The following is an 18,662-nucleotide window of genomic DNA, read 5'->3' as shown; positions in this document are numbered from 1 at the left end:
TGAAAACGAGTAATGAAAAACAACAAATAAGTTTTGTTGAAGAAAATGTTTCAGATATAGGGACTCTCTTCGCAGTGAATCGTCTGGGAAGAAAGCGGGAGCAGGCCTGAGGGCCCTGATAGATTGGTTAAATATATTTGTGTTGAATCAGACGGAATTTAACATCGAATTTACAAAAACATAGAAAATTCAGTCTGTGAGCTCCGTCAAGGTATCAATTGAATCTGATACCCGCGAAACACCACCCCGCTATTTTAAGGTCTGATGAAGGGGGATCACAATCTTAATACATTAAAAAATTGGCAGGAAAATTTATAAGCTTTGTTCTTATATATGTTTATGTGGACAGGTTTGTGTTGGTGGCACTCCTGGTGTAGCGCAGATTGGCGAGAGGCTTCCTGTCAGGAAAAATATGAGATTCAGAAGAGTGGCTCGGAGAGCAATCTACTAACCTTGATTTTCCCTGATTTGGGGAGTTGAAACTGAGTCTCAATTTCCTTATATTAGAGTGTTCCGAGCGAATCGTAAATCAATCGCATGTTGCTGTATCCCTTTAAGTTGAGACCAGTAAAGAGATGACGCTAAACGAGATCGTAAAAGGCCAGATCGCACGCATTACCAACATTACCGGTGAGGATGCGATTTCCATCCGGCTGATGGAGATGGGGTTGATCGACGGTGAGCAGATTCAGTTGCTGGGAAAAGCGCCGCTGGGTGACCCGCTGGAATTTGCGATTCGTGGCTATCGACTTTCTTTACGTCTGAACGAAGCCCGGTGTGTCGAGATTGAACTCGTTTAATTCAAGTCTCTCCGTTTCGACGGAAGGCCACCACTCGATCCCTCCAGCCGAAAGCGTCGCTTTCTGATTTTAAGTTCATGATCAACTCCCCTGCTACCTCACAGAAAAAAATGACGGTTGCCATTATCGGTAATCCAAATACCGGTAAAAGTACTCTGTTTAACCTGCTTTCCGGCGGACATGCTCATATCGGCAACTTTCCCGGAGTGACCGTCGAAAAGAAAGTGGGGCACGTTCGTTGGGAGGGGCGTGAACTGGATCTGGTCGACCTGCCGGGCACCTACAGTCTGGCTCCCCGTTCCATCGATGAAATGGTCGCTGTCGACGTATTATTAGGACGACAGAAACAGGTCGATCAGCCCGATGCGATTATCTGTATCGCGGATGCGTCTAACCTGGAACGCAATCTGTATCTCTTCAGCCAGATTATGGATCTGACGATTCCGGTAATCCTCGTGCTCAATATGTACGACCTGGCCCGTTCGCGCGGAATTGAGATTGATGCCGCAGGTCTGTCGCAAAAGTTGAATGTTCCCGTCGTCTGCACGGAGGCGCATCATGGCGTCGGCATCGCCGACGTGAAACAGGCGATCCTCCAGATTGAACCCGGTCGCCGTCATACCGCTCAGCAACTGTTTCCCGAGAATTTTTACGCAGAGCGGAAACTGTTGCAGGAGAAGCTGAAAAACGAAGAGAATCAGACGCCGCCTGATTTTTTAATCGACCGTCTGTTGCTGGATGTCGGCGGCTACGTGGAAGCTTATTTCGAGGATCATACTCAGAACGGCCTGATCGATCAGCTGCATGAATCCCGCACCCGCTTGAAAGAGTCGGGGTGTGTTGTTCCCGCCATGGAGGCCCGCGTGCGATATGCCTGGGCACGGGAGCAGTTAAACGGCGTACTCACACATCCCCAGGATCATCAGGAGACAGCATCCGACAAAATCGACCGCTGGCTGACTCACCCGGTCCTCGGATTTATGTTCTTTTTCGTCCTGATGTTCTTTGTGTTTCAGTCAGTCTTCACCTGGGCTGGTCCCGCGATGGATTACATCGAGTCAGGTCAGGGCATTGTGGAAGAGACAGCCCAGGCACTGGTCGGTCCCGGTCCCCTGCGCAGCCTGCTGGTCGATGGCGTGATTGCCGGAGTGGGAGGGGTGCTCATTTTTCTGCCGCAGATTGTGATCCTCTATTTCTTCATCGCCGTACTGGAAGACAGTGGTTATATGGCGCGGGCAGCATATATCATGGACCGCCTGATGCGCAGCCTGGGGCTGAGTGGGAAGTCGTTTATTCCACTCATGTCGTCCTTTGCCTGCGCCGTCCCCGGGATCATGGCGACCCGGGTGATCGAGAACCGTCACGAACGTCTCACAACAATTCTGGTCGCTCCCCTGATGAGTTGCTCGGCCCGCTGGCCCGTTTACACGCTGTTCATCGCGGCCTTCATTCCGAATATTGTTTACTTTTCGATCGCAGGCAGTCCTCTTGTCTCCCTGCAGGGAATCGTGCTGTTCGCGATGTCCTCGATTGGCGCCCTGATCGCGATTCCAGTCGCCTGGTTCCTCAAGCGGATCTGCTTCAAAGGAGAGGTCGCTCCCTTCGTGATGGAACTGCCTGGTTACAAGTGGCCTTCTCCCCGGCACGTATTTTATCGTGTCTATAACCGGGCCAAGTCCTTTGTAGTCAAAGCCGGAACGTTGATTTTTGCTACATCGATTCTGATCTGGGCTGCCGGATATTTTCCGGGCGACCACACGGAGCAGTTCAAAGTGGAAACCCGACTGGAAACGATTGACGCTTCACTGGCAGAGCTGGAAACGCAGATAGCTGATGCGGAAGATCTGGAGCCGGCGGCCGTCAAAGGTCTGCAGGCACAGCAGGCCGAACTCAGTGCAGAACAGGAAATGCTGGCGGAGAAACAGAATCAGATCAGCAGCCAACTGGTAGAAAACAGTTTTCTGGGACAGGCAGGACATTTCATCGCACCGGTTGTTAAACCGCTGGGCTGGGACTGGAAAATCGGAGTGGGCGTGATCGCTTCCTTCCCCGCGCGTGAAGTGATTATTTCAACGCTGGGGACGATCTACAGTCTGGGTGGGGATGTGGGCGAAGATGACGAAGGGCTGATCGGTTCCATTCGTTCCGCGACCTGGCCGGATGGCAGTAAGGTCTTTAATATTCCCGTCGCGGTCTCCATCATGGTCTTCTTTGCCCTGTGTGCACAGTGCGCAGCGACTTTAATGGTGATGCGTCGCGAAACCAACAGCTGGTTCTGGCCGGCCGTCTCCTTTACATATATGACCACACTGGCCTACCTGGGAGCACTGGTCTGCTATCAGGTGGGGATGTTACTGATCTGACAGTGGTTTCTCCAGGGCATCGCTGCAAGATCAGAAGCTCATTTTGAATGAGGTGAAACAATGAATCAGATCGACTGGCAACTGGTGATCGTATTGCTCTGCGTCGCGACAGCCGGATTGTGCATCTTGCGACGGCTGGTACATTTTTTCAAGCAACGCCCAGGCTGTGCCGGCGGCTCCTGCAGCGGCTGTCCTTCGAGTTCAGAATCTTCTTCCGCTCCCAATTTCATATCGCTCGACCAGTTGAAGTAGGTGAGTGCCCACACAGCACGGGGGCAACTGTGATCCCTTAACCTCAGTGCGTCCAGCGGCCGATTCAGCTTTTCGGGCTGGGAGTCAGCCGGGCAAACCCGGAGTGCCGGACCGGAGTGCTCAATCGCGTTGTTAAGTCATCCTGGTCAAGTGCCTGCTTCAGTTCGGCGAACACGGCGTCTGCTGCCTGGAAGTATGCATCGACATGTCGCTGCTCGTGCGCGAGTGTCGGGTAAAATCCACTGCCGGTCAGGAAACCGTGATCCAGCATGCGAATCGTAAACAGCGTCCCCAGTTCGGCAGCCTGCGGATGGTCGAACGTATGATGCAGCAGAACCGAGTGTCCGAAGACTTTGACGGGCAGTTGATGGCGTGCGCCCAACTCGCTCCAGCCGGCTCGAAACGCTTCCCCGATCTGGTCAATGTGCTGACGGACATCGACAGACTGCATTTTTTTGATGGTCGCCAGTGCCGCGGTCGGACCGACGCCTTCGGTCCAGTAGGTGCTGGAGATAAAGGAGTTCTCGGCGGCATCCATGACACTTCGCCTGCCGATGATGGCTGCAATCGGGTGTCCGTTGCCGAGTGCTTTTGCAAACACGGCGATATCAGGCTCGATTCCGTAATGCAGATGCGCGCCGCCCAGCGTCAATCGCCAGCCGGTTGTGATTTCATCGATTACCAGCACCGCACCGCACTCATCACAGATCTCGCGAACCGCTTCCAGGAAACCCGGTTCGGGGTGAGTGTAGCGTGTGGGTTCCATTACGACAGCAGCCAGTTTTGAACCGCGTTCCTTCACGATCTGTTTCAGGGCATCGATATCGTTGTAGGTGAAAGGGTGTGTCGTCTCTGCCAGTCCCATGGGAACGCCCGCCGGTTCCAGGCCGGGCAGCAGGTGCTTGTCGAGAGTGGTTCCCGTTTCGGCTGACTTGCGGGGCAGGTTGGTAGCCAGGTACCAGTCGCTCCAGCCGTGATAGCCACACAAAGCGACCTCATCGCGGCCGGTTGAGGCGCGGGCAATGCGAACGGCGATCGACATCGATTCGCCGCCGGTGCGACAGAAGCGGGCCTGGTCGGACCAGGGATGCAGTTCCGTCAGCAGTGCAGCGAGTTCGACTTCTTCCGGAGCATTCAGCGAGCTCATGGAGCCGAGCTGCACCCGTCGTACGACAGCGTCAGTCACATCGGGGTCGCGATAGCCCAGCAGGCAGGAGCCGATTCCGGACGTCGCCAGATCGTGATACTTTTTACCGTCGAGGTCAATCACTTCGCAGCCGCTGGCTTCTCGGTAATAACCGGGCCAGCAGTCCGGGGCAAACATTTCGGGACGCTTGCTGAGTAACTGTGTGCCGCCGGGGATCAACTGCTTCGCACGTCGATAGGTTTCCTGGGTCTGATTCTGCGGGGAGGCAGTCTGGATGCCCAGCATCTGCCGTGCGTTGGTGCAGAAAATACGTTCGACGTCGGCATCATTCAGTCTAAAGGTGTGGCAGGCCTGTTTGAGGGCCAGCAGGGATTCGAGTCCCACACGCGCCGGTTGGGCAAACTTTGATGTTTCCCAGTTAACGTTCTGGTCTCCCAGCCAGAGAAAACCATCGCCAATGCTCACGCAGCGTCCCGTTAGTTCGCTGACGGAGAAGTCGCTTCCAAACATCAGGCGGGTAGTGCCGAACTCGCGGAGAATGGCTTCGAAAGGCTGCGCTTCACAGACGGCGGAGGTGTCGAAGAAGACATTGTCCAGACCGCGCAGAGAGGCGATGCCTTCGGTGGTATGATTACCACAGAAGCCACGGGCGGCATGCGCCAGGATCAGTTTTGCGTTGGGGTACTGCAGGCAACGGTTGCGTATATAACTCTGGTTGATTGGATCTGCCACCGCACGGGCGCGTACCATGTGCAGCATGATGGCCAGACTATATTGTTCGGACAGTTCCCAGACCCATTCCGGAATGAATTCCTGGGGCTCCGCTTCCAGGGTGTCTGGGCGGTCGGCGTAGACATGATAGACTTTAAATCCGCTGTAGGGGCCTGCTTTGATTTTGGCTTCCACTTCAGCGGGATCATCTGCGGGGGTGACCAGCAGCAGGGCACGCGAGCCGGGCTGATCTTTGATTTCATTGAGGACATACTCGTTGGCGCCGTCCCGTTCCAGTTTGGGATTCGGAATGGCAAAGAACAGGCCGGCAGAGGGGCGGAGCGGGCCCATCCAGGGATCCTGCTTGTCACAGTATTCCTGCCAGCCCGAGAAACCCTGCGCATTTTCAGCAGAGGAGGGCAGTCCGGCGATGGCGTCCTGGGGGCGATAGAAGTGAGCGTGGGCATCGAAGCTGCCCGGAGGCATAAACTGCTTCAGTTGCTGGTCGAAGAGTGTCTTGTCATCGGGAAGCTTGCTGTTCATCACTCTTGCCCTCCAGGTAGGCTGTGGCTGGTTTGTTGAGCTGATTATCGAAGGTGAACCCAATCTGGCTGAACTGCTGCTGCATCAGTTCCAGGCCATTCTTGATGAAAATAATATCCGCCATATGGAACAACAGCCGGGCACCTTTGCTGAGCAGCATCTGCGCGTGTTCGGTGTTAAAGGTCGGCATGCCCCAGTGTTTGCCCTGGTTTGCGGCGGCGGCAGCAATGGCGTCGATGGCAGCCTGCAGGCGTGGATGATCAAACTGTCCGGGGAAGCCTTCCAGGATCGAGAAGTCACCCGGCCCCAGCATCAGTGCATCAACTCCCGGGACCGCTGCAATGGCTTCCGCCTGGTCGACCGCTGCCTGTTCTTCCAGCTGGATGATGATAAATGTATTTTCGTTTGCCTGCTGAATGTACTCACCCATCGGCATCGTGCAGTAGGGCATGTCCGGATTGCCGCCGTCGAATCCCCGTTTTCCCAGAGGGGCAAACTTGGACCATTTCACCACTTCCGCTGCTTCTTCTGCGCTGCTGCAGCGCGGATACATGATGCCCTGGGCACCCGCTTCCAGCATACGTCCCAGTCGCATGAACTCGCCGTTGGCCGGTCGGGCCAGAATGTCAGAGCTTCCGATTCGGGCAGCCCGCATTAACTGGTTGGCGGTCTCCACACTGTAGGTGTGATGTTCCATGTCCATCCAGATGCCATCGAAGCCCATCAGGCTGGTCAGTTCAAAGACGCTGGGGTCTAGCAGATGCAGCTGGGTAAAGAGGACCGGTTCATTCTGGTTGAGTTTCTGTTTGACGCGACTGATTCGCATTAAGGATTTCCTTTGTCAACGATGGCACGCGGCGGTGATTGGAAGCTGACGGTGTTAACAATCATAAAATATTGTAGGATAAAAAAAACTGCAAGGCTCATCGGAGGTGAGTCTGGAATGAGTCTAAAATAACATAATTCTCTGTTTTATGAAGAGATAGGCAGATCTCCAGGCTGAGATAATTGACATGCGGGTTTTAATTGTATGATAATAACGGCATGAAAACCGAATCTTCGCAAAATACGATGGCGACCCGACTGGCGGAGCAAATCCGTACGCGCATCGTTGAGGAGCAGTTGCCGGCAGGCCATGTGTTTATGACGGAAGGACAACTGGCAGAAGAATATCAGGTTTCACGGACGATTGTCCGGGAAGCGGTCAGTCGCCTGAGGGCCTTGGGAATTCTGGACGGGAAGCAGCGCAAAGGGCTGGTCGTGAGGCGACCGGACCTGGTTCAGCTGTTATCGGAAAGTCTACCGCTACTCACTGTTTCTTCGCATGAACGAGATGAGCTGAAGTTGCTGCGGTATGTATTAGAAATCGGTGCGATCGAGCTGGCGGTCAAGAATGCGACGGAATCACAGATGGACCAGTTGGATGCACTGGTAGCTGAGATGCAGTCCTGCCTGGAAGATCAGGAATGGGAGCGATCAATCGAGCTGGATCTGGCATTTCACTCTCTGGTTCTGGAAATGACCGGTTCCAAGTATGTCGCCGGAATGCAGCAGATCCTCGCTGAGTATTTTCACAGCCTACCGGAAATTGACCGACTGGATTCAGGTAGATCAGCGCGGATCGTCTGGGAGCATGCGGAACTGGCCAGTGCCATTCGCAGGCAGGATCGGGAGCATGCCCGCGTGTTGATTCGACAGCAGTTTGAGGATCTGATCTGATTCTCAAAATATGCTGTGTATCAAATAAGAAGGGGGCCATGCCGTCACGTGCATGACCCCCGCCGTTCAGGGACTAGTGGGATAGTACGAACTCAAACTACCCTTGGATCCACAAAACATTTGCCTGCTGTCTGGTAATTGTTCTGCCCAGTTAAAAACCTACTCAGGAAAACAATCATTTTTTAAATTTTTGTGAAAAGAGCTGAGTGAGCGCATCGGTAAGGGATTTATTGCTCACGCGGTTGCAGGGATATCCCTCGTTTCGCATTGTTGCATCGGAAGGTCTTGATGGGGGCTTATTCCGGCAGCTTGTTGGGGTCCTGGAAATTCACGACGGATTCCCAGGAAGAGCCGATTCGTAGTTCATCAAACCGGTATTTGCTCGATTTGCCGGCATGAATACGAATGTGGGGATAGATGTTGGAATCTTTGAAGGGCGTGGAGACGCAGGTCCAGATCAGCGGTTCCTGATCGGGAATGGTTTCATCTTCATAAAAGACACGCAGGAAAATCTGGTCGGGGGCATTCTCGCTGGCCACGATTTTCGCTACATAAAAGTAAGTCGTTTCCGGTAGAAGGGGAGGTGCTTTTTCCTGGGTCTGCCCTTTCAGCAGCAGGGTGGGGTAATTCTGAGAATTCACTCCAAACATGATCTTGTCGCGTTGACCAGTCAGTTTATCGATCTGATCGGACTGCAGCGAAATATTCCCGTAATGGAGTCCTGCCGCCGTTGGTTCTGCAGCCTGCTGGATAAAGAAACTGAGGTAGTACAGCGCGTCTGTGTCGAGACGAATCGGTTTTTCCAGGGATCGCCAGGCGGTATTGCCCCGTTCCAGCTCAATACTGCCGGTCTGGTCTTTAGATTTCTGGTCAGGTTGGAGCGAAAGCTGGGGCAGGCTTTTTCCGGGGGCTTCACTCAGTTTCTGAGCCCGACTGCGCCAGGGAGTCGTCCAGCCGAAACCGGAATTTCTCCAGTCAGAAAACCGCGCGGGATCGGCAATTTTCGGAGGGTGAAAACTGTCGTAGGCCAGCAGTTCTTTGCGGACCGCGGTCAGGGCCTTGGGTTGGCCGGGAACTTCCCGCTTGAATCGCGTTGGTTCGAGGTTGATTTGCTTATTGGTTTCTGGTTCGATCAGGCGGGCATTTCCCTCATTGACGACCAGGGGAGCTGAAATCTGAGCCAGCTCAATTTCAGGCTGAACGCGAACCGCTCCCTGAAAAACATGCAGTTCGGTTCCCCCGTCTTCAGCAACTTTGGCACCATACTCGGTGCCGATGTCATAGAAGCGAGCCTGCGGGGTCACCAGTTCAAACTCGGGGGAAGATTCGTAACCGTGCAGCACCACCGATCCGTATGCGATTTTCGCACAGGTAGCAGAATCTATGCTGATCGTCGTCGGTCCTTCCAGTACGAGCCGTACGCCGCTGTCAAAGCGGAATTCCGCGATGCCCTGCAGCAGGGTTAGATTTTTGGAGAGTAGTCTCTGTCCGGAAAAGCGGGGCGGATTATCATTTCCCCACTTGCAGTCAAAGGACCGAGAAAGGGTGGCGACGTAAGAATCGCTTAATGCCAGCGGAGGATCTTCACTGGCTTTATTGTCAGGTTGAACGACCTGCTCCGGCTGATTCCAGAAAAAGTGGCCGGTCATGATCCATTCTGTCAGCAGAAGGACTGAAACCGAAGCTGCTGCCACGAGAAGAAACGCGATGGCACGTCCGCCGCTCCGACTTGACGGTGAGGTAGAACTTTCTTGAGCCGGCTGAGGTATCTTGATTCCCTGCAGGATCACTCTATCGAGTTCACGGAGTCGATCCGTACGGCTTCTGGCGATGCCGGAATTGACATCCAACACATCGAAATAGTAATTCCGCGCCTGGGGATTCTCCCGCAAGGTCTTTTCGAAAGCGGCAAACTCGTCTGCAGACAGCTCGTCTTCCAGAAACTGATTCAGGAGTTCGTCAAACTCCGGGGGGATTTCCTGCAGGCTCATCTCAGGCTTCCCTCCTGTTTCAGTTTTCGTTTGACGCATTGCGCCAATTCACGTCTGAGTGCGCTGAGACGGTTGTAGAGTGTCTGCACGGTCTTACCCGCTTTGCAGGCAAACTCCTTGATGGATTGTTTTTCCTGGGTGGAATGGATCAGCAGATCCTGGTCCGCCTGGCTCAAGCTGTAGAAACAGTCTTGCAGGAGCTCCAGCCTGAGATTGTAGTTGCTCAGATGTTGCATTCGCTCCTGTGACATCGTTTCAATTAACTCCTGGCTGAAATAGTGCCGATCACGCTGGTTACTTCTCCGAAAGTTACAGACGGTGAAGTATACAATTCCACAGGCCCAGGCAAAGAAGTCGCGATCCTGATCAAACTCGTCGAATTTATTCCAGAGTGTCAGGCATACATGCTGGTATACGTCCTCGGCATCAGAATTGTGGGGTACAAGCGTACGAATATAACCGAATATTCGTAATCGCTCCTGCTCCAGCAATGATGTAAACTTCTCTCCGGAATTTTGATCCGAAGATGAGGTCGTGATGGACATACCTAAGAGGCGCTCCGTTCAGTTGAGTCTGCAGTTCAGCCAGAAGATTACTATACTCGGAAAAATCTGGCATTAAAACAACTCTTGCAAACTTCAGGTAAGAACGGAAAGCCTGACCTGACTCTGATTAAACTCTGCTACCTGTATCCAGGTATTTCTCCCAGCAGGAAAATACCTCAGGTCGCTATAGAGAGTTGTTCGATGAGCAGTGAGATCTAATGTCAAATTTTTGAAAAACATTTGTAATTCACCAGATTTGTGGTGAATTACAGTTTGAATCGTATTAAATGTGAGCAGAGGGAATCTGATAGTAGAGATTGGTTTGTAGAACCAAATCAGTCTTACAGATGTAGTAGTCCATTGGAAGCAAAATTAAAGCGGGTTTTTCTGAAATATTGGAAAGAGCGTCATCGATGAATCAAAGTGAGCTGAAATCTGGGTTTTTGTCGCGAGCAGGCCTGCTGTGTCTGCTTCTGTTCACCGTTGGTCTGGGATGTCAGGATCCGCAGGACATTGCCCGGAAGCAGGGAATGGCCGACGGAAATGAACCCCAGGGGCAGGCCCCCGCGGGAGCAGCAGAGGAGATGCCCGCCGCCGCAGAACAGGCGGCTCCCGAACCAGCAGCCCAGCCTGCAGGCGGAGACCAGAAGAAGAGCATTCTGCAGAAGACGACCGCTGTCGTGGTGGATGCAAAGAAAGCATTGGAGAATCCCGAGATTATTGTCGTCGACGGGAAGATCAAAGGCGTCGATCCCTTCTCTCAAGCCGGAAGTGCTTATGTCTCAATGTCGTCCCGCGTGAGTACCCTGGGAATGCAACAGGCGATTAAGGCCCATAAGGCTTTGAATGATCGATTCCCCACTTACGACGAATACATGCAGATGATGAAAGAGAACCGGGTCGAGTTTGCAGCACTGCCCCCCTATAAAATGTATGGGTACGATGCTGAATCCGGGAACATCCTGGTCCTGGAGGATAAAAAGAAAAAAGCAGAGCTCTACAAGGAAGCGGGAATTCCGCTCGACTGATCTCTGTTCGGCATGGGATCTGCGTCTTACCTCTTCTATCCCCCAATTGAAGAGTGAATGTTGATTTAGAGCAACATTCGTTTCAAAACGGAATCAGCGTGTTGATGTTTCGCAACATGCTGAGTCAGTGGAGAAAGAGGTAAGTCTCATGAAACACACAGAATCAGTCAGCATCCGAAGACTGGCCGCGAATTCAATCCTGTTGATTGTTGTCGCCAGTGGCGCTGCTGGATTCGGTCTGAATCCTCAACAGGTTCGTGCTGAAAGCTGGATGTATAATCGATCCTATTACAGCCACCAACTGCCACCGGAAGTCGCTGCCCGTTATCCACGGCCCCAGAGCCGCTCTGCCTATCGTGTGCCTGAACTGGCAACGACACCCGGGTTTGCACTACGGGGCGCACGTCGCTGGAACTATGTGCGACTTTACAGCGGGAACAGCTACGATACGACAATCTTTCGTAGTGATACCTTTAATGTCGTCCCTCCCTAAGATTGGTTGAATCAACGACAAAGCGAGTGGCCTTCGATCCACGATCTGAGGCCGCTTTTTTTATGGGAGGAGCATCAATAGACGAACAGACTCAGCGCTGTTGTCTGTTCTTCTCGGCCAACGCTTCGTAGTAGCGCTTGACCTGATCCTCGTAGCGGGGAAGAAACTTTTCCGTGTAGATATTTAAGAGCTGCTGCCGCATCGCGGGAGGCAGGTGCCCCCAGGCATCTTTGATATACGCGTTCCGGTCCGCGAGTTGACCGGAGGTCGCTTTTCCCTGGTTCTGTCGGTCGGTCGATTTCTTTGCCGGCCCCTGCGAGAGCTGTTCCCCTTTCTGCTGGTTCTTGCCCTGCTGGTCTTTCTGTGCCTGTTTCTGCTCAGACTGTTGAGGGGATTCCGATTCATTCCCCGAACTCATGCGCTGGATGGTTTTGCCAGGACTCGACTCGATCAGTTGAATCAGCTCTTCCAGGTTCCGCACCACCTCGCGCTGTATCTGCTGGGTTTCTTTTCCGGTCTTCTGTTCGGAAATCAATTTGCTGGCCCGTTGCATTTCCTTGATGATTGGTTCAACAGGCAGCTGGTTTCCGGGTTTGGCTTTGGGGAGCTTATCCGGGTCAGGAAGATCCAGCTTCGTCTCCGGAAGTTTGAGCTTATTCTCTTTTGGTTTATCCGGAGTTTCTGTCTCAGCCGGTTTAGGTGTGGTCTTCTTTTTCAGCAGTTCATCTGCTGCGTGCAGTTTCGGAGAGTACAGAAACACAGCGAGTCCGGCCAGAGAGAGCAGGCACAGCGTGCGAATCGTCTGTGGAAAGGTAACGCGTTTCATGGGACAGTCTCGGGTAATGGTTCTGTTTCGTCAGACTGGGAGCCGGTGAAAAGAGACATCAGTTCCTGCGACAGTTCCGCCAGGTCGGCCTGATCCCGGGAGAGACGTTTACGCAGTTCCTGTTGCTCGGGTGTCAGCTCTTTCTGCTGATCGATGGATTCATTAAAGCGAGTCGTCTGCTGTAGCAGCTCTTCCTGAAGCAGTTTGAGCAGTCGCAGCTGGGCCACCAGTGGAATCTGATCGGTGGGCATCTGTTGTTGTGACGGTGAGCCGTCGCCTGATTCCTGGTTCGGTGTACTCTTGCGATATTTGAGGATCGCCAGAATTTCCTTCAGCCTGTTCTGGGCACCGGTTTCTGCGGCCAGGGTTTCCTCGTCCGTGAGTCGCTCTTCCAGTCGGATCACTGCGATTTCCAGTTGATCACGGACTTTGCGAATCGCCAGTCCAAAGACCGGAGCCGCTGCCATCTTATCGACGAAAGTTTGTGTCTGGTTCTGTAAATCACGCTCAGCTTCCGCGAGCTGCCTGAGTGACTTGAGCTGCCCCCGCGACCAGCGGCCACGTTCTTTACGCACTGTTTCGAGGCGGTTGGTTTCGGTAATCACCGCCTGTTGACGTTCGATCAGAGACTCGATTTCCGACTCGAGTTTCGTGAACTCCTCAAATGCGAGGGTTTCTTCCAGTTCCTGTCTGCGTGAGGCCAGTTCGCGCTGGGCCTGTTCGAGGTCATCCAGTGATTCGCGCATTTCCTGTTCGGCCTGACCTGTCTGTCCCTGGCTCAGGGAGTCATTGGCTTTAGACAGTCGCTGGCTGGCACGGCGAACTGAATCGGAGGCCCGGTTCAGGCTCAGTTTCTGCAACTGGTTTTCCAACTGGTCCAGTTGCTGCTTGAGTGCCTGTTCCTGTTTGGCCAGTTGCTCCAGCTCTTTTTTCAGCTCCGACTTGTTCGTGTCCTGTGCAGCCGTCTTCAGTTTCTGCAGCAGATCCTGTTGTTTCTGCTTCAACTGGCTGAGTTCCTGCTCAGACTGTTTCAGCTTCTTGATCAGCTGATCGGGAGATTCCTCTGCCTGGTTCTCAAAGATGTCTTTGAGTTTCTGCATCGACTCCTGAATCTGCTGCTGCTCCTGGATCGCCTGTCCGACCTGGTTCTGCTTGAGTCGATCTGCCGTTTGTCGCATTTTTTCGGGTAACGACTGTTTCCGCAGGAAATCAAGGGCCGCCTGCTTTTCAAACTGATCGGTCTGGGAATTCGCCTTTGATTCTGCCTGGATGTTATCCAGCAGATCACGGAAGGATTTGAACTGGTCTGACTGACGTTCCTGGCGGCTGGCCAGTTTTTCGAGGTCGGCCTGGTCCTGCAGTTTCAGGTTGGAAAACGAACGGGTGATCGTGCGTTTGGCCAGTTCCGTAGTCTGTTCCTGAATTTCGGATTGTTGTGCGATCTGCTCATCCAGTTCGGAAACCAGGTCCCGGGTCTTCTGCCACTGTGAGAGTGACTGCAGCATCGTACCCAGCCGGTCAATCACCTGTCGCTGTCCCTGTTCGGCTCTGGTCAGGGCTTCCAGCGGTTCTGCATCACGGTCTGATTTTTTTGCGGGAGCCTGGTCCGTTGATTTCTGTTTTCCGGCGGCCGGTTTCTGTTTCTGGTCATCCTTTGATTCGGGGGCCTGATCGACAGAGGATTGCAGTTTCTTACGGGCCTGCGTCATCTGTTCCTGGATCTGCGGAAAGAGTTCCTGGTTCAGCCGGGAGAGTTCGGTGCTCAATTCTGACAGGCGCTGTTGCATGCCTGGGTCCTGGATGCGGTTCCATTCCAGTTCCTGCAGCAGTTCTTTCGCGCGAGGTTCCAGGCCGGTACGCGGGCTGGCCAGCTGGGAAGCGACCCGCTTCTGGTCCATCTCGACCTGCTTGATGGTGTCGAGCTCCTGTGTGCGTACCTGACCGACGCGTTCCAGCTGATGCTGCACATCCTTGATTTCCGTATTGAGCAGTCGCTGGTCTTTGAGTACACGCGTCAGTTCTTCCAGCAACTGTGCATGACGGTTGACGAGCTCATTTGATTTATAGTCAGGGCTGACAATCGTCAGTACACGCGAAATACTGCTGCCGGTATGCGGGTCTATTTTGACACCACTTTCGGTTTCCCCGGATATAATTGGTTGAAAGAAGTCGGTGGCTTCCGCGCGGAAAATAATCCGGTCGCCTTCTTCCAGAGAGAGCTCTGTCAGATTCCAGTTCTCATTGATGATCACATCTGTCGCCGGCTGCTGCGATTGGAATCCGAGAGGAAATGTTTCCGTGGGACGATCTGTACGAAGTGCCCGTGAGAGTGATTCTTCGCGTGAGGATTTCTGATAGCGAATCAAAGCACTGGCGATGCCCAGATCATCGCGAATGGCGACTACCAGCGGGATCTGAGCGTCAGGAGTAACCTGCAGGTCGGTATCGGGTTTTTCCAGAAAGACCTCGGGCAGCGCATCGAGGACTGCCGTGATTTCATAACGATCCGGTGAGGGAGGCCGGAATCCCTGGTCGTTCTCGATGTCGAACCAGTAGGAATAGGTGCCTGGCTCTGTTACGATAAATTCCGTCGCGAAATGCCTGCGGTCCTGGTCCAGTTGAACCGGTTTCGGCGGCTGATCTTTCACGCGTAGCGCGACCGATTTAAGCAGCTTATTCGAACTGGCTGAGATCTTAACCCTGGTCCCCACGAGTGCTTTGAAATGACCAATGCCCGCGGGCAGGCTGGTTTCTTTCTTTTGCGAATATTCCGGGGGAGTGAGTGTGACCTTCTCCAGCTTGATGGTGGTCGGAGGGACCGACTCAATTGTCAACCAGGGCATGCTGGTATCATCGCCGCCAACCGCTCGCAGTTTGAGAGTTTTGCTGGAGACCACGAGGGAACCGGTTCCCAGATCGCGTTCCACGCCGGTGGCGGTGTCGGGAACCGAAACAATTCGCAGCGGTTCAGAATAGATCTGCGGGCGGAGTTGGGACTGCTGGCTGTTCTGATACTCAAGCATCAGGTCTTCGGGCGGATCGCCTTTGCGGTTTTCGACAAAGAACTGAAAGGTCTGTCCTTCCACAACCTGATACGGATTGCCGGGGCTGGTTTCGATGGGCACCAGATTCTCATCCAGAATCAGCAGTTCCACACTCTGAGGCCACTCCGGAGCGGAGAAGGGGAGTATCAGACGCTGAAAGCCTAACATGACCTGCCGAGGATGCAGGATCGCGAGCCCCGACACCAGCAGGCAGAGCAGGGCTGCCGAGATCATGACTTTGCGAATCGGGTGGGTATCAATCAGTTCCAGAAAATTGATCTGGGCTGCCCGCTGGTAGGATTCCTGAATGACGGCCTGTCGCATCTGGGCAGAGCCCGCGTAATGCGCCGCCGGTTGGTTTTCGAACTCGATGCTGCTCGAAAAACTGTCCTTCAGAGCCGGATAGCGTTTTTCAATCTTCAGTGCCAGGTCGAGATCGGTGATGGGGGTCTTTAAGGGGATCAGCAGTCGTTTCCAGACCGTCGAGACCAGGGCCGCCCCGATACCCAGACCCAGGATGAGCCGAATCGCGGGGTCGGTGATATCCAGACTCCAGTCCAGTGCGACGGCGAGCAATCCCAGAGCGAGCAGGATCGTCAGCCCCCAGCAGACCCCGTTCAGCCAGATCAGCTGTCGGATCTTCTGGTGCAGATGCTCGAGTTGTGCTCGAATGGAATGAGGCATGTTTATGGATTCAGCCAATCAGGAGACAGAACGCTAAAAGATTATTATACCAGTCGAAAACGTTTTCTTAAGAGCCATTCTACCGAGATCAGTAAAGTGAAGAGAATCAGAAATTCCCAGCGATTCCAGAGCGGGATTGGTTCTTCATTTTCCAGCGGAATCGGATGTCCGGCGGGAACCGCTTCCGGCAGTTGTTCCGCGTCCAGGATATGAAAATACTTTCCGCGGGTTTCGCGGGCTGTTTTCTGCAGATCGCTGCGATCCATATCCCGGTTCAGCAGCTCCTGCTGGGATATTTCAACTCGAAAATCGTCTGAGGGGGGCGTCCCTTCCAGGATGGGATGTGCGACCCAGGTGTGATAGGCACCCTCCGGGATGTTCGAATAACTGCCCTCGAAAATATTAGGGGCAGTTTCCCGGGGTGTCAGCTGTACGGGCCGCGACGCTTCCCCTTTGCGCTCGAGCATGACCGTGACCGGTTCGGAGTCGCCCGGGATCAGTCGTTCATCGAGAAACTTGACGCGAAACTGGACGGTATCTCCCTGCTGGTATGTTTTGCGATCCAGTGTGAGTTCGATGGCCTGTTCCTGGTTGAGCAGTTTGGAACGACTCAGGTAGCGAATGGCCTGAACCCAGTAGCGGGAATAGTATAAGTCACCTACCAGGTCCCGCCACCGCCAGAGATCGTCGGTGGCGTTGAAAATCACCTTACCGGCTCCCACTCGCTGTGTTGAGATAATGGGGATCGGCTTTCCGTCCTTGCCCTTCTGGGTGGGATGGATGGCGAAGACCGTTGCACCGGGTTTGACGTCGTCAGCGGTAAAGAACCAATAGAGTTCCGGAAGCCTGTTCCAGATTCGCTGGCTCTCTTCAGCACTGTCGGCAAAGCGGAAGATGGATGTGCTGAACTGCCCTTCGGTGGTCAGCTCTGGCTGAAAACCTTCGATCACAGGGGCGTATTCTGCATTGGGAGCGGCCTTGGATATCTCGACCGGCAGCAGACCCTGCAAGGGGGTGTTGAAGTAGGCCTGCGGGGAAAACCGGGGGCCGGCTACGACGATCAGTCCGCCCCCTTTTTCTCTGACGAACTGATCGAGGTTTTCGAAGACGGCCTGGCTGAAGTAAGCCGGATCGGCATCTCCCAAAATCACAACATCATACTGGTAGAGGTCTTCTTTTTTAACCGGGAAGTAATCGAGTGCCGTGGAGTCTTCCGACGAGTATTCCAGGTCCGATTCCTGCAGGATGCTACGGAGCTCGATGGTCTTATCCCGCTCGAGCAGATGTTTCAGGTAACGATACTCATAACGTGGAACCGAATCGACGAGCAGCACCCGGATTTTCTGATCCAGGACCGAAACCTGGCCGCTCTGCTGATTGTTTTTCTGATTGACTTCCCCTTCGACTGGCTCGACTTCGAATTCGTATTCAAACAGCCCCGGTGTCGTGGGAGTAAAAGTGAGCTCAATCTTCTGAAACTCTTTGCGGGAATTGACCGGAATCTGACGCGTGGCCAGGGGACTGCCGGTCTTGGCATCCTTTAATACCAGGGAGAGCGTCCCCGAATTGATGCCGAATGTTTTGACTTTCGCAGACAGATTGACCGGGTCGTTCACGAAGGCCACATCGTCCACGAGCAGATCGTATAACTGCAGATCACGCACGGGCTGCTCGCTGCCAATGCCGACCGGAAAGATGGGGACGAGCTTCGACTTGGCCAGAGGCGCGGCGCGGGACAGGTGATCCAGCTCTCCCGTACTGGAGATGCCGTCACTCAGGACAATGATCGCCGTTGGTGGGGTGCCACGAAAATCGTTGAGGACTTTCTGTACCGCGTGGTAAGGCCGCGTCTCTTTACCTGTGGGAACCAGTTGTTTGAGTGTTTCCTGTGTGGACTGCTGGTTGGTCTGATCGAGAAAATCCGGATCACCCAGGGGGAGGCAGTCTTCGGAAAAGTGATAGAGTCGCAGTTTATGTTTCCTCTGCAGCTCGGTGAGGAAGCGGGCCTCGTCTTTCAACAGCAGGTCTCGAGCGAGCGAGAGCCGCGGTTTGCCTTCAAACTCTTTCAGGTTGGCGGGGCTCATCTCCGGCGTGCCTGTGTAATTGTCTTCGAGTCCCATGCTGGCGGAATCATCGATCAACAGTGCCACGAAAGGCAGACCCGTGCGATGAATCGTCAGCGTAAAGCGGGTGAGGAACAAGACGACAATCAGGAACACGATCAGTCGAATGCCGATCAGCAGGCTTTTCTTTTTCAGATCGAGGTGGGCTGTATCTTTGAGGTAGGCGTAGACCAGCAGGAACACAATGCCCGTAGCCAGCAGCAGCACGATCCAGTTGGGCATCCAGGCTGGCCAGGGAGTATTCCAGTGGAAATTCCAGGCAGAACCCTGACCCGGCCCGGCAGCGGGGATATCAAAATAGGCTTCCAAGGCTCGTTTCAGCGTTTGCATAAGTGCTGTCTAAGAATGGAAAAACAATAGGACGTGTCTGCTGAGATCCTCACAAGAGAGAGG

The 18,662-nt window shown here is 53.7% G+C and carries 13 protein-coding genes; 5 read left to right on the top strand and 8 right to left on the bottom strand.

What is annotated here, in order from left to right; all coding sequences use genetic code 11:
- Positions 1-575 precede the first annotated feature (575 nt).
- Complete coding sequence (locus FYZ48_RS08720) at positions 576-800, top strand: FeoA family protein (protein ID WP_145042658.1); 225 nt, start codon at positions 576-578, stop codon at positions 798-800.
- 77 nt (positions 801-877) lie between these two features.
- Complete coding sequence (feoB, locus tag FYZ48_RS08715; protein ID WP_149339425.1) at positions 878-3,163, top strand: ferrous iron transport protein B; 2,286 nt, start codon at positions 878-880, stop codon at positions 3,161-3,163.
- 65 nt (positions 3,164-3,228) lie between these two features.
- Here the strand turns inward: feoB and FYZ48_RS29215 are convergent, their stop codons facing one another.
- From FYZ48_RS29215 to FYZ48_RS08705, 3 genes are all read right to left on the bottom strand, one after another.
- Entirely contained in the window at positions 3,229-3,393 is a 165-nt protein-coding gene (locus FYZ48_RS29215) for a hypothetical protein (protein ID WP_187781934.1), read from the bottom strand.
- An 86-nt stretch (positions 3,394-3,479) separates the two neighbouring features.
- On the bottom strand, positions 3,480-5,816 hold the full coding sequence (locus FYZ48_RS08710; protein WP_149339423.1) for an aminotransferase class III-fold pyridoxal phosphate-dependent enzyme: 2,337 nt from the start codon (positions 5,814-5,816) through the stop codon (positions 3,480-3,482).
- The gene (locus tag FYZ48_RS08705; protein WP_145042650.1) at positions 5,794-6,642 is read right to left on the bottom strand and encodes an HpcH/HpaI aldolase family protein; all 849 of its coding nucleotides are present in this window, start codon (positions 6,640-6,642) and stop codon (positions 5,794-5,796) included. The genes FYZ48_RS08710 and FYZ48_RS08705 overlap by 23 nt, the downstream gene beginning before the upstream one ends.
- Positions 6,643-6,860: 218 nt before the next feature.
- Here FYZ48_RS08705 and FYZ48_RS08700 point away from each other — a divergent pair, with 218 nt between their 5' ends.
- A complete protein-coding gene (locus FYZ48_RS08700) occupies positions 6,861-7,535 on the top strand; it encodes a FadR/GntR family transcriptional regulator (RefSeq protein WP_149339421.1) in 675 nt (224 codons plus the stop codon).
- 296 nt (positions 7,536-7,831) lie between these two features.
- Here the strand turns inward: FYZ48_RS08700 and FYZ48_RS08695 are convergent, their stop codons facing one another.
- Complete coding sequence (locus FYZ48_RS08695) at positions 7,832-9,526, bottom strand: hypothetical protein (protein ID WP_149339418.1); 1,695 nt, start codon at positions 9,524-9,526, stop codon at positions 7,832-7,834.
- Complete coding sequence (locus FYZ48_RS08690) at positions 9,523-10,071, bottom strand: sigma-70 family RNA polymerase sigma factor (RefSeq protein ID WP_145042644.1); 549 nt, start codon at positions 10,069-10,071, stop codon at positions 9,523-9,525. Before FYZ48_RS08690 ends, FYZ48_RS08695 begins: the two co-directional genes overlap by 4 nt.
- A 413-nt stretch (positions 10,072-10,484) precedes the next feature.
- On the opposite strand from FYZ48_RS08690, the gene FYZ48_RS08685 reads away from it, so the two are divergent.
- Together FYZ48_RS08685 and FYZ48_RS08680 are read left to right on the top strand one after the other, a co-directional pair.
- Positions 10,485-11,099 carry a hypothetical protein gene (locus tag FYZ48_RS08685; protein WP_149339414.1) on the top strand — a complete coding sequence of 205 codons (615 nt, stop codon included), beginning with the start codon at positions 10,485-10,487 and terminating at the stop codon, positions 11,097-11,099.
- A gap of 148 nt (positions 11,100-11,247) precedes the next feature.
- Entirely contained in the window at positions 11,248-11,592 is a 345-nt protein-coding gene (locus tag FYZ48_RS08680; RefSeq protein WP_149339412.1) for a hypothetical protein, read from the top strand.
- A 91-nt stretch (positions 11,593-11,683) separates the two neighbouring features.
- On the opposite strand, the gene FYZ48_RS08675 is transcribed toward FYZ48_RS08680, so the two are convergent.
- Genes FYZ48_RS08675 through FYZ48_RS08665 form a run of 3 tightly spaced genes read right to left on the bottom strand, consistent with a single transcriptional unit; the run spans position 11,684 to position 18,599 of the window.
- Positions 11,684-12,418 (bottom strand): hypothetical protein, encoded by a 735-nt coding sequence (locus FYZ48_RS08675; RefSeq protein ID WP_149339409.1) that lies wholly within the window; start codon positions 12,416-12,418, stop codon positions 11,684-11,686.
- Positions 12,415-16,146: a DUF4175 family protein gene (locus FYZ48_RS08670; protein WP_149339406.1), complete on the bottom strand. Its 3,732-nt coding sequence runs from the start codon at positions 16,144-16,146 to the stop codon at positions 12,415-12,417. Before FYZ48_RS08670 ends, FYZ48_RS08675 begins: the two co-directional genes overlap by 4 nt.
- Positions 16,147-16,190: 44 nt before the next feature.
- Positions 16,191-18,599, bottom strand: coding sequence for a hypothetical protein (locus FYZ48_RS08665; RefSeq protein ID WP_149339404.1), 2,409 nt, complete (start codon positions 18,597-18,599; stop codon positions 16,191-16,193).
- Between the last annotated feature and the right edge of the window lie 63 nt (positions 18,600-18,662).

This window comes from Gimesia chilikensis (assembly GCF_008329715.1).
Taxonomy (GTDB): domain Bacteria; phylum Planctomycetota; class Planctomycetia; order Planctomycetales; family Planctomycetaceae; genus Gimesia; species Gimesia chilikensis.
Note: the sequence above shows the minus strand (reverse complement) of the source record. Positions and strands in the feature narration are given on the sequence as shown.